The organism is Bacillus sp. 7705b, from assembly GCF_002289525.1.
Classification (GTDB): domain Bacteria; phylum Bacillota; class Bacilli; order Bacillales; family Bacillaceae; genus Bacillus; species Bacillus halotolerans.
The window spans coordinates 1-16,124 of record NZ_NSDH01000042.1; the positions used below are offsets into that span (position 1 = coordinate 1).

Sequence of the window (16,124 nt, forward strand, 5' to 3'; positions counted from 1 at the left end):
ATTGTAAACGAAACGATCATGTTTTCGTTTTTTTTGTGTTTTCTTTTATTACATCTTTTGCTTGGTATGATAGCCAAGCTTTCTTTATATCGGCAACATCTTGGATATTTCACCATAATCCGATACACTAGATACAGTACATATAAAACATAATCAGACCAAAAGGAGGTTTGGTTAATGGATGAGTTTGATTTAATTAATAGTATTACTCCGCGAACCATTCACCATTCTTCCGTTGATGTAGGAATTGGAGACGATGCCGCTCTTTACACAGCGAAAAACGGTGTGCAGGAAATTGTATGTGTCGATACAATGGTAGAGGACGTGCATTTTAAATTGAGCTATTCTTCGCCGGAGGACATTGGATATAAGGCGTTGGCTATAAATATAAGTGATATTGCCGCAATGGGAGGTATTCCTAAGTTTTATTTAGTGTCTCTTGCGGTGCCTTCAAAATGGACGGCATCAGAAATCAAGGCAATGTATGAAGGAATGAATGAACTGGCGAAACTATACTGTATGGACCTGATTGGCGGTGATACAGTTTCTACTAACGATAAACTAGTCGTCACAGTGACTGTGATTGGGGAAGTTGAAAAGGGACGTGCCTGTTTGCGCAGTTTGGCAAAGCCGAATGATATTGTCTTTGTCACTGGTGAAATCGGTTCTTCTGCCGCTGGACTTTCATTGCTGCTAAAAGAGTCCTCTCATCCGGAAACATCATTTGAAACAGATCACTTTATCAATAGGCATAAACGGCCTCACCCAAGAGTGAGTGTTGGCAGACTATGCTCGAACGCTCAGCGTGTGGCTCTTAATGATATTAGTGACGGATTGGCAAGTGAATTGCATGAAATTGCTGAATCCAGCTCTGTTTCAATAGAAATTGACGAGAGCCTTCTTCCAGTTCATCCGGACTTGCCTAAGTTAAATTCCCAATGGAAGGAATGGGCTTTGTTTGGCGGAGAGGATTTTGAGCTGACTGGGACGATCTCAAAGGAAGACTGGGAAGTGTTACAGCAGGAGTGCAGCAGACTTCAACTGCCAATTAAAAAGATTGGATGTGTCCGTGAAAAGACAGAATCCAATGTCGTATTAAAGACAGATGAAGAAACAATGACTTTAGAGAAAAAAGGATATAATCATTTTAAATAAGACGGGTGACTCGTGTGAAGCAATTAAAATGGAGAACTGTAAATCCTGAAGAAACAAAAGCGATTGCTAAGCTGACTGCATCGTTTTCAAAGCCTGGGGACGTCCTGACATTAGAGGGCGATTTAGGAACTGGGAAAACAACCTTTACAAAAGGTTTTGCTGAAGGACTCGGAATTACACGTGTTGTAAACAGTCCGACGTTTACGATCATAAAAGAATATAACGATGGTTCACTTCCTCTTTATCATATGGATGTATACAGAATGGAAGACGAGAGTGAAGACTTAGGACTTGATGAATATTTTCATGGACAAGGTGTCTGCTTAGTGGAATGGGCACATTTAATTGAAGAGCAGCTTCCGCAGGAGCGACTGCAAATTGCCATTAAAAGAGCTGGTGATGATGAAAGAGAGATCACCTTTACAGCTGTGGGGAATCGGTATGAAATGCTTTGTGAGGAGATAAGTAGACATGACAATATTAGCAATTGATACATCGAATTATACTTTAGGCATAGCGCTGCTTCGGGACAACACTGTCATAGCAGAATACATGACATATTTAAAAAAGAATCACTCTGTGAGAGCGATGCCTGCTGTTCATTCTTTGCTGAATGATTGTGATACAACCCCGCAGGATCTTTCTAAAATTGTTGTCGCAAAAGGTCCTGGCTCGTACACAGGGGTGAGAATCGGTGTAACCATTGCCAAAACACTTGCCTGGTCTTTAAACATTCCGATTTCTGCTGTTTCAAGTCTTGAAGCGCTCGCGGCAAATGGACGTCACTTTGACGGTCTGATCAGCCCTATATTTGATGCGAGACGCGGACAGGTGTATACAGGTCTTTATGAATATAAAAACGGGCTTTTAGAACAGGCTGTGCCGGATCAAAATGTGATGCTGACAGAGTGGCTGGAGATGCTAAAAGAGAAAGATCGCCCTGTTTTGTTTTTAGGAAATGATACATCCATACACAAGGAGACGATACTGGATGTATTAGGAACAAAAGGAATCATAGGGTCTGCGGTTCAGCATAATCCCCGCCCTTCAGAATTGGCTTACTTGGGTGCGGATAGGGAAGCTGCTGATATTCACGGGCTTGTGCCGGATTATTTGCGGCTTGCAGAAGCTGAAGCGAAATGGATTGAAAGTCAAAAGTAGGGTGATAGGATGAAAACAAAAGCAGCAGTCAGAAAAATGCAGCTTGATGATGTTGATCACGTATACGAAATTGAAACATCCTCCTTTACGTCTCCCTGGACGAAGGATTCGTTTTATCATGAATTGCTTGAAAATCCGTATGCCCACTATCTCGTGATTGAAAAGGACGATTGTATCGCGGGTTATTGCGGGATTTGGATTGTGATGGACGACGCCCAAATCACAAATATAGCGATTAAACCAGAGTATAGGGGCCAGTCTTTAGGAGAAGCACTTTTTCGTTCAGCTCTCGAGCTTTGTAAAGAAAAAGAGGCGAGGCGGCTTTCGCTTGAAGTGAGGGTTTCCAATCACCCTGCTCAAAGTTTATATAAAAAGTTCGGGATGCAGCCCGGCGGAATAAGAAAGAACTATTATACTGATAACGGGGAAGATGCGTTAATTATGTGGGTGATGATAAATGAATGAGCAAAAAGATCTTTATATATTAGGAATCGAAACGAGCTGCGATGAAACGGCAGCAGCTATTGTAAAAAACGGAACAGAAATCGTCTCGAACGTTGTGGCCTCTCAAATTGAAAGCCATAAACGATTCGGAGGGGTTGTGCCGGAAATAGCATCAAGACATCATGTGGAGCAAATCACTTTAGTGATCGAAGAGGCTTTCCGTAAAGCAGACATGACATATCGTGACATAGATGCGATTGCAGTTACTGAAGGCCCGGGATTGGTGGGAGCACTGCTAATCGGGGTAAACGCCGCTAAAGCATTGAGCTTTGCGCATCATATTCCGTTAGTTGGAGTCCATCATATAGCGGGCCATATATACGCAAACCGTTTAGTAGAAGAGATTGTTTTTCCAGCGCTTGCATTGGTCGTTTCTGGCGGCCATACTGAATTGGTTTATATGAAAGAACACGGTTCATTTGAAGTAATCGGGGAAACACTCGATGATGCAGCAGGGGAAGCTTATGACAAAGTGGCGAGAACAATGGGTCTCCCGTATCCAGGCGGACCGCAGATTGACAAGCTTGCGGAATCAGGGAATGACACTATTCCTCTGCCTCGCGCATGGCTTGAAGAAGGCTCTTATAATTTCAGCTTCAGCGGGCTGAAATCAGCTGTGATCAATACGCTTCATAACGCGGCTCAAAAAGGACAGGAAATTGCGCCGGAAGATCTTTCTGCCAGTTTTCAGAATAGCGTCATTGATGTCTTAGTGACAAAAACGGCACGCGCTGCAAAAGAATATGGTGTCAAACAGGTTCTTTTGGCCGGCGGAGTAGCTGCAAACAGAGGACTCAGAGCTGCGTTACAGAAGGAATTTTCCCAGCATGAGGGGACGGCGCTCATCATTCCTCCGCTATCCTTATGTACGGATAATGCTGCAATGATTGCTGCGGCCGGTACAATTGCTTTTGAAAAAGGGATTCGCGGATCATATGATATGAATGGCCAGCCTGGTCTTGAACTGACTTCTTACCAGGGTCTCACGACATAATGGCGTGAGGCTTTTTTATTGTTATTAACAGATAATTCTCAATTTATCCACATATCTGTGAGCAATTATAGAGATATAGATGGATAAAGGGGTTGAGAGGCTGTTAATAAAGTGGATAAATTCAGAATATTTTGTGGATACTGTGTATAAACCGCTTTCTTCGTTTGCTTATAAGGCTATTTTCTGTGGATAAAAAGCACCTCTAAAAAAGAGGTGCTTGACTTTTTTAATCTTCTTCTGTGGATAGTTCTTCCCATTCTGATAATAGGTTTTCCAATTCTTGATTGAGTTTCTCGTTGTCAGCGTGGATGGCTTGTACCTTTTCGTGGTCCTGATATACTTCCGGATCACAAAGTAATTCATCATTGTGACTGATTTTTTCTTCTATGGTTTGAACTGTCGTTTCAATTTCTTCTATGCGTCTGAGTCGTTGTCGTTCTTTCTTTTTCCATTCTTTTTCTTCCTCATAAGAACGTTTAGAGTCGGATTTCATTGCAACCGTGGCTTTTTCAGTTTCCTCTTGCTGTTTCATTTTCTCCAATTCCAGCTGCTGTGTTTTTTTCTCTGTATAATAATCGTAATCTCCGAGATATTCTTCAATATGGTTTGGAGAAAGCTCATATACCCTTGTTGCGATTCTGTTAATAAAATATCTGTCATGTGAGACAAATAACAATGTGCCCGGATAATCGATCAATGCGTTTTCGAGAACTTCTTTGCTGTCTAAGTCTAGATGGTTCGTCGGCTCATCAAGAATGAGAAAGTTAGCTTTTTGCAGCATCAGCTTTGCCAGGGCCACTCTTGCTTTTTCGCCCCCGCTTAGGGAATGGACAGGTTTAAGCACATCATCCCCGGAGAATAAGAAATTTCCGAGGCACGTTCTGATTTCTTTCTCTTGAAGCTCCGGATACTCGTCCCACAGCTCATCAATGACGCGTTTAGAGGAAGTCAGCTCAGCCTGTTCCTGGTCATAGTAACCGACACTGACATTTGAACCGTACGCTATTGTTCCTTGATCCGGCTTCAATGTGTTTATTAATGTTTTCAGCAGGGTTGATTTTCCGATTCCGTTGGGACCTACAAGAGCGGCGCTTTCTCCTCTTGTAAGCCTAAACGACACATCTGTCAGAAGCGGAGGCTGGTTTTCATAGCTGATGGTCAGATCCTGAACCCGCAGGACCTCGTTCCCGCTCTGTTTTGTAATATTGAAATGAAAATTTGCTGATTTTTCGTCGCCGAGCGGTTTTGACATGACGTCCATCCGTTCAAGCTGTTTCCGGCGGCTTTGTGCTCTTTTTGTCGTTGAGGCTCTCGCCAGATTTCGGTCTACAAAGTCCTGCAGCTTGGCGATTTCATCCTGCTGTTTTTCATACAGCTTAAGATCCTTTTCATATTGGGCAGCTTTTTGGTCTAGATAAGCGCTGTAGTTGCCGTGATACTTTTTGCTTTCTGATCTTGATACCTCGTACACCTGGTTCACCACTTTGTCCAAAAAGTAGCGGTCGTGAGAAACAATCAGAATCGCGCCTGAATAGCCTTGTAAATAATGTTCAAGCCATGTCAGCGTATCAATGTCCAGATGGTTGGTCGGCTCATCTAGAATGAGAAGATCAGGCTGTGTTAACAGAAGCTTACCCAAGGCCAGTCTTGTTTTCTGACCTCCGCTCAGGCTTTGCACCTGTGTTGAATCGTCAAAATGGCTGAAGCCGAGACCGTGCAGCACAGATCTGACATCTGCTTCATACTGATAGCCGCCTTTATCTTTAAATTCCTGCTGAAGGCGGTCGTAGGTTTTCATGATGCTTTCCAGTTCACTTGGGTCAGCTGTCGCCATTTTTTCTTCTATGTTTCGCATTTCTTTTTCCATTGCTTTTAAGTGATCAAAAACAGTCAGCAGCTCTTCTTTTATGGTAAGCTTAGAATCCAAGCCGGTATGCTGGGCCAAATAGCCCATTGTGATATCTTTCGGCTTGATCATTTCACCCTTTTCATATGAAAGGTGACCTGCGATAATTTTAAGGAGTGTAGATTTCCCAGCGCCGTTTCTTCCTACAATTGCGACGCGATCACGGTTTCTGACTTCCAGCTTTATATTGTTTAAAATAGTATCAGCACCAAATGATTTGGAAAGCTGATTAATTTGTAAGATCATCATATTATTTCACCTCTGCTATAATAAGTTAAGTGTAGCTTATGAACCAGAACTCAGCAAACAATACATTGGCCGAATAAGACATAGAGAAGAAAATAGTGTATGATCTGTTTAAGGAGAGTTTTTACTATGAATGGATTTTCTCATTTTAATGAACAGGGCAGAGCCCAGATGGTGGATATCAGCGAAAAATCTTCGACTGTCCGTACTGCGGCGGCTGTATCAAGCGTACACATGAAGAGTGAAGTGTACGAGAAAATAAAAAGCCATGATATCGGCAAAGGAGATGTACTTGCTGTCGCTCAGGTGGCGGGTATTATGGCTGCGAAACAAACATCAAATATCATTCCGATGTGCCATCCGCTATCCTTGAGCGGGGTCGATATTTCGTTTGACTGGAAAATAAAAGAAACAGAAGTTATACTTCATATAAAAGCACAGGTCAAAACGAAAGGGAGTACAGGTGTGGAAATGGAAGCGCTAACTTCTGCATCGGTGTGTGCCCTTACTGTTTACGATATGTGCAAGGCGCTTGATAAGGGGATGGTCATCGGCCCTACCTGCTTGCTGGAAAAGACAGGCGGAAAAAACGGTGACTTTAAAAGAGAACTATCCGAGTATAATTTGGAGGACCAAAAATGAATAAGGATCAATCAAAAATTCCGCAGGCGACGGCAAAACGGCTGCCGCTATATTATCGCTTTTTAAAGAATCTGCATGCGTCAGGAAAACAGCGTGTATCATCCGCTGAACTCAGCGATGCCGTAAAGGTTGATTCTGCCACGATTCGCAGGGATTTTTCCTATTTTGGAGCTCTTGGCAAAAAAGGATACGGATATAATGTCGATTATTTGCTGTCATTTTTCCGAAAAACGCTTGATCAGGATGAAATGACAGACGTTATCCTGATTGGTGTCGGAAACTTAGGAACAGCGTTTCTTCACTATAATTTCACAAAAAATAATAACACAAAAATTTCTATGGCTTTTGATATAAATGAGAGTAAAATAGGAACTGAGGTAGGCGGTGTGCCCGTCTTTAACCTCGATGATCTTGAAAAACATGTAAAAGGCGAATCAGTTGCCATTCTGACAGTGCCCGCAGTAGCGGCCCAATCGATTACCGACAGATTGGTTGCGTTAGGGATCAAGGGTATTCTTAATTTTACGCCGGCCCGTTTGAATGTGCCGGAACACATTCGAATTCATCATATAGATTTAGCTGTAGAGCTTCAGTCACTGGTTTATTTCTTGAAGCATTATTCTGTTTTAGAGGAAATCGAGTAAACGGAAAGGAGGAGCCCAAATATGCCGATCGGTCCTGGAAGCCTTGCTGTTATCGCAATCGTTGCTCTGATTATCTTTGGCCCCAAAAAGCTGCCTGAGTTGGGAAAAGCGGCTGGAGACACACTTCGTGAATTCAAAAATGCTACTAAAGGATTAGCGAGTGATGATGAGGAAAAAAAGAAAGAGAATCAGTAAGTTAGGATGACACAAATGAAAGTGAATCAAATGTCGCTGCTGGAGCATATTGCGGAGCTTCGAAAACGATTGCTGGTTGTGGCGCTGGCGTTTGTCGTTTTCTTTATCGCGGGATTTTTTTTAGCGAAGCCGATTATAGTGTATCTGCAAGAAACGGATGAAGCGAAGGAGCTCACGCTCAACGCGTTTAATCTGACAGACCCGCTTTATGTGTTTATGCAGTTTGCGTTTATCATCGGGATTGTCCTGACTTCGCCGGTTATTCTTTATCAGCTTTGGGCTTTTGTGAGCCCGGGCCTCTATGAAAAGGAGCGCAAAGTAACGCTCAGCTACATTCCGATCTCTATTTTGCTGTTTTTAGCGGGTTTATCTTTTTCCTATTATATTTTATTTCCTTTTGTTGTCGATTTTATGAAACGGATATCTCAGGATTTGAATGTCACTCAGGTGATTGGAATTAATGAATATTTTCATTTTCTTCTGCAGCTGACGATTCCGTTTGGACTGTTGTTTCAAATGCCGGTCATCCTTATGTTTTTGACAAGGCTTGGAATTGTGACACCGATGTTCTTAGCGAAAATCAGAAAGTATGCGTACTTTACGCTGCTTGTGATTGCTGCTCTGATCACACCACCTGAGCTTTTGTCTCATATGATGGTGACTGTTCCGCTCTTGATTTTGTATGAAATCAGTATTTTAATATCGAAGGCTGCCTATCGGAAAGCGCAGAAAAACAGTGCTGCCGATCAGGACGTTTCTTCTTAGCCAACATAAAAAATCCATTTCTCATAGAGAGAAATGGATTTTCTTTATTTCTGGTTCTTCTTTATTTTAAATGAAAAGGCGAACATCTTAAAAGAAATGCTGATGTTGTATGCAGCGAACACCATCAGCAGGATGGAGTAAAATGACCACATGCTGCCTGGCGAGCTTGCGGCGAGATAAGTAAAGATGCACCCTACGGCAAAGTAGATCATTCCCCACACTATCGGGTTTCTCATGAAAATAATCCTCCAATAATCAATTGCATTTGTGTGCTTTGCTGTTCAAGGTATTTCTGAACAGGCTCAAGCTGCATAATGACGACGAATGTATTCATCATTACATGGGCGAAAATCGGCACCCAAATCCGTTTGGTTCTCGCATATAAAAATGCAAAGGTAAAGCCCATTGCCGTATACAGCAGAAGGTGCGTTAAATCCGCGTGAACAATTCCGAAAATAATGGAGCTGATCAGTCCGGCAATAAAGAAATTTGTTTTTTCGTACAGCGCGCCGAAAATGATTTTTCTGAAGATGATTTCTTCTAATATAGGCCCGATGATAGAAGAAACGATAATCATGAGCGGGACTGCCTGGATCACATCCAGGATGGCTTTAGTATTTTCTGATTCTCTCCCGATGTCAAATACATAATATTCAATAGAACCGGCTATTCCTTGAGAGAAAAGGGCTATGAAAAAACCGGCTATCGCCCAAAGGATCGAAAGTCCGACCGAGTCTTTCTTTTCGTTCCGCAGCGTAGTTTTAGGCACAGTTCTGAGAATGAGCAAAACAACAATCAGACAGGCAATAAAACTGATGACGGACCATAATCCCTGCGCGTACAGCAGATTTTCTTTTGTGGGCTGTCCTCCCGCATAACCGAATTTAAATAACAAGGGAATCCCGATTACTGCTGAAAACTGCATGATGATATATGTCAAAATAATAAACCAATACTGTTTTCTCAAATGGTATGTACTCCTTTGTTAAATGGGTTTCTTTTGTCTACAGCTATTGTAACATAATTGAATCGGGGGTGAAAAAGCCAAGGGATATCTGAGCTAAAAAGAATGATGTAAGCGTGAAAAATTTTTTATCTTATCACTTGAAATTGGAAGTGAGATTCTTTATTATAAGAATTGTGTTAGCACTCTTTAGTGCTGAGTGCTAAAATTACATATTCATACTATTGAGGAGGTTATTACATTGTTAAAGCCATTAGGTGATCGCGTTGTCATTGAACTCGTAGAATCTGAAGAAAAAACTGCCAGCGGAATTGTGTTACCGGATTCTGCAAAAGAAAAGCCGCAAGAAGGCAAAATCGTGGCAGCTGGTTCAGGTCGCGTGTTAGAAAGCGGAGAGCGCGTTGCTTTAGAAGTAAAAGAGGGCGACCGCATTATCTTCTCAAAATACGCAGGTACTGAAGTGAAATACGAAGGTACTGAATACTTAATCTTACGTGAAAGTGACATTTTAGCTGTTATCGGCTAATTCTTAAATAAACAACTACTTAAAAATTCGAGGAGGTTTCGTACACATGGCAAAAGATATTAAGTTTAGTGAAGAAGCTCGCCGCGCAATGCTTCGCGGTGTTGATGCACTTGCTGATGCTGTAAAAGTAACTTTAGGACCAAAAGGACGCAACGTGGTTCTAGAGAAAAAATTCGGTTCTCCGTTAATCACTAATGACGGTGTAACAATCGCTAAAGAAATCGAACTTGAAGACGCGTTTGAAAATATGGGTGCTAAGCTTGTAGCTGAAGTAGCCAGCAAAACAAACGACGTTGCCGGTGACGGTACAACAACTGCGACAGTTCTTGCGCAAGCAATGATTCGTGAAGGCCTTAAAAACGTAACAGCAGGCGCTAACCCTGTAGGCGTGCGTAAAGGTATGGAACAAGCTGTAAACGTTGCGATCGAGAATCTGAAAGAAATTTCTAAGCCAATCGAAGGCAAAGAATCTATCGCTCAGGTTGCTGCGATCTCTGCTGCTGATGAGGAAGTCGGAAGCCTTATCGCTGAAGCAATGGAGCGCGTAGGCAACGACGGCGTTATCACAATCGAAGAGTCTAAAGGCTTCACAACTGAGCTTGAAGTTGTTGAAGGTATGCAATTCGACCGCGGATATGCGTCTCCTTACATGGTAACTGATTCTGATAAGATGGAAGCGGTTCTTGACAATCCTTACATCTTAATCACAGACAAAAAAATCACAAACATTCAAGAAATCCTTCCTGTGCTTGAGCAGGTTGTTCAGCAAGGCAAACCATTGCTTCTGATCGCTGAGGATGTTGAAGGTGAAGCTCTTGCAACACTTGTTGTGAACAAACTTCGCGGCACATTCAACGCAGTTGCTGTTAAAGCTCCTGGATTCGGTGACCGCCGTAAAGCAATGCTTGAAGACATCGCTGTCCTTACTGGCGGAGAAGTCATCACAGAAGATCTTGGCCTTGACCTGAAATCTACTGAAATCGGACAATTGGGACGCGCTTCTAAAGTTGTGGTTACAAAAGAAAACACAACAATCGTTGAAGGTGCTGGCGAAACAGATAAAATTTCTGCACGCGTCACTCAAATCCGCGCACAAGTGGAAGAAACAACTTCTGAGTTCGACAGAGAAAAATTACAAGAGCGTCTTGCTAAACTTGCTGGCGGCGTAGCTGTCATCAAAGTCGGCGCTGCGACTGAAACTGAGCTGAAAGAGCGTAAACTTCGCATCGAAGACGCCCTGAACTCAACTCGCGCAGCTGTTGAAGAAGGCATCGTATCCGGCGGTGGTACAGCGCTTGTCAACGTATATAACAAAGTGGCTGCCGTTGAAGCTGAAGGTGATGCGCAAACAGGTATCAACATCGTGCTTCGCGCGCTTGAAGAGCCAATTCGTCAAATCGCGCACAATGCAGGTCTTGAAGGATCTGTCATCGTTGAGCGCCTGAAAAACGAAGAAATCGGCGTAGGCTTCAACGCTGCAACTGGCGAATGGGTAAACATGATCGAAAAAGGTATCGTTGACCCAACGAAAGTAACACGCTCTGCACTGCAAAACGCAGCTTCTGTAGCAGCAATGCTCTTAACAACTGAAGCTGTTGTCGCTGACAAACCGGAAGAAAATGCCGGCGGCGCAGGAATGCCTGATATGGGCGGCATGGGCGGTATGGGCGGCATGATGTAACACCGACAAAAAACCCTTGATAAACAAGGGTTTGTCGGCAACGGACGTCATTTTTGATGCCCTTTTGATGCCATTTATAAATTTTCGAGGCTTCTCATGAGTTCACCGAACTTGTGAGAGGCTTCTTTTTTTCTGTCTTTTGTGGTTTGATTTTTTTAGCACTGTTTTATATCGATACTCAATAGTTTTGATAAACGGTAGGTAACCCCGATATAGACTATTCTATCGACTAAAATACAAAATTCTCATCATACAATTCATGCTTTATTTGCATCTTGACTTTGTTTTGATTTCCTTTGTGATTTTTAAGGACGCGCAGGACCTTATCTTCGACTGCTGAAAACCAGAAGTGAGTTGAATTCCATCGTCTCAAAAAATAACACGAGGCATTATTTGGAATGCAGCGAGAAGGTTCCAGCCTATTCTGGGCTTATCCATGATATTATGAGCCCGACCAAAATAAAAGTGAAACAATAAGTAATTGAAATAATAAGAGCCCTTATCCACAAAGAGGAAGGGCATTGAGTTATTTATTTTTGGTCATTTTCTATATCCATTCACTTATGGGGTTGAAAATTATTCGTCCCAACCTCTGTTACCTTTCTCTCTATTGCAGACAGGAGACAATATTGGTATACTCTCATACGACAAAAAAAGACCCCGTTATCTAGATAAATAGTGCCACCAACACTTTTAGACGGTTTCCTCTAGGAAAGCGCTGTCAAAGAGAAATCCTGTTAAAATGTCTATTTGTGCTGCTTTTTTTAGCTACTAAAAGACGATGTTTTCCTTGCAATAAGGAACTCGTCTTTTTTGTTAAGAATAAAGAGAGACAGAATAATGACATCCGATCCCCAAAAATTCACTGTCGATGAAGTTAGATTCTTGATAAAATCCGTCCCGACTCTATGGAGACAGACAATCCAATTATCAACTCTAATATTAGTTTTTTGATTATCAAGGAGGACTTAATAGTGCATTTCTCAAAAATGATAGATCGCTTGGCTTTATATGATTTACACAGAAAAAGAAGCAAAGATAAACATTTTTCTGCTGCTTTTACAGCCGATATAGATGATAGAGAAGAATTTTACAGTGCAAATATAGCTGATGTTTCAATTGATTTGAATGAGTCAGGAAAAAATTATAAGGTTGGAACATTTAGCTATGAATCTTTAATGCAATCTGGGAATCCTGTTAATGACACTTTAATAGGGGAGGTTTTTTTAAATGAAAATGATATAGATCAACCCAATGTTATCTTTGTACACGGCTGGCGCATGGATTCGTTCGATAGAATCAAAAAAATATTTCATAATCGTATAATGAACGATTTAGGCTGGAACATGTATTATTATTCTCTACCATACCATTTTGAAAGAGAACCGGAAAATTCACTGTATAGTGGCGAGTTGATGATTAGTGCAAACATTGATCGTACAATTGAGTCGACAAGACAGTCTATTGTAGATTTACGGGCGTTCATTCACTGGATAAAAGCAAATAAAAAAGGCCCTGTTATCATAGCGGGAGTAAGCTTAGGGGGATGGGTTACTAATCTAATTGCTACCTTAGATTCTCAAATTGATGTAGTGGTATCAATCTTTTATGCCAATCGCCTTTCTTATTCGATATGGAACACGATCCCGGGTAAATTTATAAGAGAGGAATTAGAACAAAATAGTGTGACCTATGAAGATTTAGTGAAATATTGGAATATCACAGATCCTAGTCAAGCCTTGCCAAAAGTTAATAAAGATAACATTCTGCTGATTTCAGCTAAACACGATCAATATATTGACTTAAAAGATGCAGATTATTTATGGGAAAGTTGGGGGAAGCCCACAAGATATGTCTACAATTGTGGTCATTCCGGTATTGTTCTTTGTCGCAAAAAGCTGGCAAATGATACGCTTTCCTTTATACGAGAAAGAATACATACAGGAAAACCTGGTTCAGTACATTTGTAGACCTTAATAAGAAACGAAAGGCCAACTGCGACTTCAGTTGGCCTTTCCTATTTATAATAAAGAAACAGCATGAGATTGCTGACAGAACAACTATGAGTAATAGTCGTTTTCTTTAATCACCATTGCCAGTTCTTCCACGTCTCCCCGAATCCCAATCGCAGGCTCCCACGAATCAATCAAACGAATCGCTTTCTGATTAGCTTCCATCGCTTTCGTTTTCTCTCCTTTACGATGCAACAGCTGCGCCATCCCATAATAATAATAAATCAGCTCAACCTGATTCGCGTTGTGTTTGTCATAAAGCATCTGCTCAAAGGCTTCTTCCGCTTTCTCAAACAGATCACATTTCACGTAAGCCACACCCAAATTGAAGTAGGCTTCTATCGTTTTTTCGCCCCCATACATGGAGCTGATTTGATTTGCCGCTTCGTATAATTGAATGGCTTCTTCATTATGACCTTTCACAAAGCTCAGATCTCCGCGAACCAATAGAACTCTGTGCTGAATCGCAGGGGAAATCGGTTCATCTTTGATTTCGATTAAAATTGTTTCCGCTTTTTCATGACTTCCGGCTTTTAAAAACAGTCTCGATTGCAGTGCGAGTCCCCATACCTTTAGATCGTGAACGTCTTGCTCTTCAGTGTCTGATTGTTCCAGCATTTTCAGGCCGGCTTCAATTTGTTGAAGCGCCCTGTCTAAATCATTGACTTCCATGAGTGCCCAGCCTGCTGTGTCGATTCGGAAGAATGCTTCTCGTGTGTGTTGGCCTAATTGATGGGCGGCGTCGGCGGCTTTACGTCCGTATTCGATTCGCAGGGGCAGGTTGATTCTGCTTAGAAAATGGCTGATGCGGGTGATGAGTTCATTTAGGATTTCATTTTGTCCGGTTTCGCTTGCCCATTTGATGACCTTTAAGATGTTTGGCCATTCTTTTTTCATTTGATCTAAATTCCGTCCCAGCAGATAGCTCCAATAGATAGAGTTGGGCTGTTCTCGCTTTAAATGGGCTTCGGCATAATCAATATAATAGTGCGCCCAGCGGCTGCGGGCTTCTTTTTCATATTGCTGATTTTCGGATAAGTGCTGTTCTCCGTATGCGACAACGGTTTGGTGTGCTAAGTACTGTGTACTTCCTTTGCTTCGTTCGGGCTGAATCAGAGCAAAAGATCGCATTTGTTCAACTGCGTAATGAAAACAGCGAGCGTCTAATCCGGCTGCTGCCGCCAGGCTTTTTTCATCTGGCGGCTTGCTGAAAAAGCATAGCACCTGCCATAGCTTCCGGGTGTCTTCATTGCATCTGTGCCATGTGCGCCCAAATAGAAAATCAAACAGATCTAATAGTGAGTAGCCTGCTTTTCCGAGCTCATGAATCAGCTGCTGAGCGGGCATGTCATCGTCTGACATATAGGCGATGCTGAGTGCCATGGCTTTCGGGTTTCCGGCAGTCGCTGAAATGAACTCGCTCTTCAGTTCTGGAGATAGTTCCAGCAGCTGCGCTAGCTTTGCTTGTTTAGTTGGATCGTTGCACATTTGCAGGCAGCGGTTCACTTCTTGATGAAAATATTCCAGGGCATCTGTTTGTTCAAGGCCGCTCAGCTGGATAGTTACCATTTCTCCGAAGCCTTCCCGATAGGTTTGCTTCAAGTTTTCACGTGCTGTGAGGAGGACTTTCACGCCTTGGGGCAGGCTGGTGATAAATTCGTGAATGTCTCTTTCAGCAGTGTCTATGCTGTCCACGATCAGCAGTATCGGTTTTTCTCTGGTGTAATTGGCTAACGCATTGCGGACGACGAATCGTTTTTCATTGATTGATTTATCGATTTGTTCAGCGCGTCCGAGCTGGTATGCAATCGTATTTAAAAAATCGCTAAAGCTTAATCCTTTCCAATCAGCACTGAGCCAGATGATGCTGTTGAATGCCGGCCAATCTGAGGAATCGCCGATACAGGAATAGGCTGCTTCTAGAGCAGTTGTCGTTTTTCCCGTGCCTGCCCATCCGGTAATTAAACAGACGGGTGATGGGGAAAGCATCCATTGCCGTATCGCCTCGATGTCAAATCTTCTTCCTATAAAGTGACCCGACCAGCGTGACGGTAAGTTGTGTGTCAAAGGCATCTGTTCTGTAAGCGCATTCGTTTTATGGTCGAGAATATCGGGAAATAAACGTTTGACTGTTTTTTCAATATCTTGATCAAGCGGTGCTCCGAATGAATTGTCCTGCCGTACTATTTTCGCTTTTTTAAGACATGAGGCCGCCCATACAGGCAGTGCAGGTTTGATTACCGGTATAGTGGTGGTCTCAAGCAGGTCAGTAAACCACTGTATATTCATATCGGTTTTTTCTAGAATGATCCAGATCATTCCGAACAGTTTTCCGTCTTCTATTCTTCCGGGAACATAGTTCACACCCATCTGTCCGATCCAGCTTTTAATCGTGTTTGGGGAAACTCCCAGCTGGTGTGAAATGTTGTCTAAATAAGACTGTCTTGTTTTTTCGTTCTTATTCCTTCTGACTTTATAATCTGGATGAAGTTTTAATGACTTTACGCCAGATGCCAGCAATTCTGCAAATTGTTTTCGATCTTCAAGTTCAGCCATAAAACCTGCACCTCCTATTAGTACTATTTTATCAATCCTTCTAGTTTTGTATATGAAAAATCAAAAAGTACAGTGCGGCTGTCCTTTTATACAGCATGAAAAGCTGTTGAACATTCTGAAAAGCAGATAAAATGAGGACAGTAACAGAAAACGCAAAAATGTATGCACTTACA

Annotated in this window: 16 protein-coding genes and 1 pseudogene; 13 read left to right on the top strand and 4 right to left on the bottom strand. The window is 42.2% G+C overall.

The window, feature by feature from the left end; translation table 11 throughout:
• The first annotated feature begins 177 nt into the window (after positions 1–177).
• The 5 genes from thiL to tsaD are packed head-to-tail and all read left to right on the top strand — an operon-like array spanning position 178 to position 3,814.
• A complete protein-coding gene (gene thiL, locus CJU60_RS16230; protein ID WP_095714310.1) occupies positions 178–1,155 on the top strand; it encodes a thiamine-phosphate kinase in 978 nt (325 codons plus the stop codon).
• A gap of 14 nt (positions 1,156–1,169) precedes the next feature.
• Positions 1,170–1,646, top strand: a complete 477-nt coding sequence (gene tsaE / locus CJU60_RS16235) for a tRNA (adenosine(37)-N6)-threonylcarbamoyltransferase complex ATPase subunit type 1 TsaE (RefSeq protein WP_095714311.1) — start codon at positions 1,170–1,172, stop codon at positions 1,644–1,646.
• The gene (gene tsaB, locus CJU60_RS16240) at positions 1,627–2,316 is read left to right on the top strand and encodes a tRNA (adenosine(37)-N6)-threonylcarbamoyltransferase complex dimerization subunit type 1 TsaB (protein ID WP_095714312.1); all 690 of its coding nucleotides are present in this window, start codon (positions 1,627–1,629) and stop codon (positions 2,314–2,316) included. Before tsaE ends, tsaB begins: the two co-directional genes overlap by 20 nt.
• A 9-nt stretch (positions 2,317–2,325) precedes the next feature.
• A complete protein-coding gene (gene rimI / locus CJU60_RS16245; protein WP_095714313.1) occupies positions 2,326–2,781 on the top strand; it encodes a ribosomal protein S18-alanine N-acetyltransferase in 456 nt (151 codons plus the stop codon).
• Entirely contained in the window at positions 2,774–3,814 is a 1,041-nt protein-coding gene (tsaD, locus tag CJU60_RS16250) for a tRNA (adenosine(37)-N6)-threonylcarbamoyltransferase complex transferase subunit TsaD (protein WP_059335927.1), read from the top strand. Before rimI ends, tsaD begins: the two co-directional genes overlap by 8 nt.
• A 226-nt stretch (positions 3,815–4,040) precedes the next feature.
• Here the strand turns inward: tsaD and CJU60_RS16255 are convergent, their stop codons facing one another.
• Positions 4,041–5,969: an ABC-F family ATP-binding cassette domain-containing protein gene (locus CJU60_RS16255; protein WP_095714314.1), complete on the bottom strand. Its 1,929-nt coding sequence runs from the start codon at positions 5,967–5,969 to the stop codon at positions 4,041–4,043.
• Between the two features lie 126 nt (positions 5,970–6,095).
• Between CJU60_RS16255 and moaC the strand changes: the two genes are divergently transcribed.
• The 4 genes from moaC to tatC are packed head-to-tail and all read left to right on the top strand — an operon-like array spanning position 6,096 to position 8,212.
• Positions 6,096–6,608, top strand: a complete 513-nt coding sequence (gene moaC / locus CJU60_RS16260) for a cyclic pyranopterin monophosphate synthase MoaC (RefSeq protein ID WP_010333208.1) — start codon at positions 6,096–6,098, stop codon at positions 6,606–6,608.
• Positions 6,605–7,252 (top strand): redox-sensing transcriptional repressor Rex, encoded by a 648-nt coding sequence (locus tag CJU60_RS16265; RefSeq protein ID WP_010333209.1) that lies wholly within the window; start codon positions 6,605–6,607, stop codon positions 7,250–7,252. Before moaC ends, CJU60_RS16265 begins: the two co-directional genes overlap by 4 nt.
• A gap of 21 nt (positions 7,253–7,273) precedes the next feature.
• Positions 7,274–7,447, top strand: coding sequence for a sec-independent protein translocase protein TatAY (tatAY, locus tag CJU60_RS16270; protein ID WP_010333210.1), 174 nt, complete (start codon positions 7,274–7,276; stop codon positions 7,445–7,447).
• Between the two features lie 6 nt (positions 7,448–7,453).
• Positions 7,454–8,212 (top strand): twin-arginine translocase subunit TatC, encoded by a 759-nt coding sequence (gene tatC, locus CJU60_RS16275; protein ID WP_081638244.1) that lies wholly within the window; start codon positions 7,454–7,456, stop codon positions 8,210–8,212.
• 44 nt (positions 8,213–8,256) lie between these two features.
• Here the strand turns inward: tatC and CJU60_RS16280 are convergent, their stop codons facing one another.
• Positions 8,257–8,448, bottom strand: a complete 192-nt coding sequence (locus tag CJU60_RS16280; protein ID WP_024120410.1) for a DUF4305 domain-containing protein — start codon at positions 8,446–8,448, stop codon at positions 8,257–8,259.
• A complete protein-coding gene (locus CJU60_RS16285) occupies positions 8,445–9,179 on the bottom strand; it encodes a CPBP family intramembrane glutamic endopeptidase (RefSeq protein WP_095714315.1) in 735 nt (244 codons plus the stop codon). Before CJU60_RS16285 ends, CJU60_RS16280 begins: the two co-directional genes overlap by 4 nt.
• A 238-nt stretch (positions 9,180–9,417) precedes the next feature.
• Between CJU60_RS16285 and groES the strand changes: the two genes are divergently transcribed.
• The 4 genes and pseudogenes from groES (at position 9,418) to CJU60_RS21910 (ending at position 13,353) form a co-directional block, all read left to right on the top strand.
• Positions 9,418–9,702: a co-chaperone GroES gene (gene groES, locus CJU60_RS16290; RefSeq protein ID WP_003155970.1), complete on the top strand. Its 285-nt coding sequence runs from the start codon at positions 9,418–9,420 to the stop codon at positions 9,700–9,702.
• A 46-nt stretch (positions 9,703–9,748) separates the two neighbouring features.
• Positions 9,749–11,383: a chaperonin GroEL gene (groL, locus tag CJU60_RS16295; protein WP_010333214.1), complete on the top strand. Its 1,635-nt coding sequence runs from the start codon at positions 9,749–9,751 to the stop codon at positions 11,381–11,383.
• An 813-nt stretch (positions 11,384–12,196) separates the two neighbouring features.
• Positions 12,197–12,519: pseudogene (locus tag CJU60_RS21905) on the top strand (hypothetical protein); the annotation flags it as partial.
• A 210-nt stretch (positions 12,520–12,729) separates the two neighbouring features.
• A complete protein-coding gene (locus tag CJU60_RS21910; protein WP_255238355.1) occupies positions 12,730–13,353 on the top strand; it encodes an alpha/beta hydrolase in 624 nt (207 codons plus the stop codon).
• A gap of 90 nt (positions 13,354–13,443) precedes the next feature.
• On the opposite strand, the gene CJU60_RS16310 is transcribed toward CJU60_RS21910, so the two are convergent.
• Positions 13,444–15,951, bottom strand: a complete 2,508-nt coding sequence (locus tag CJU60_RS16310) for an NB-ARC domain-containing protein (protein WP_095714316.1) — start codon at positions 15,949–15,951, stop codon at positions 13,444–13,446.
• Between the last annotated feature and the right edge of the window lie 173 nt (positions 15,952–16,124).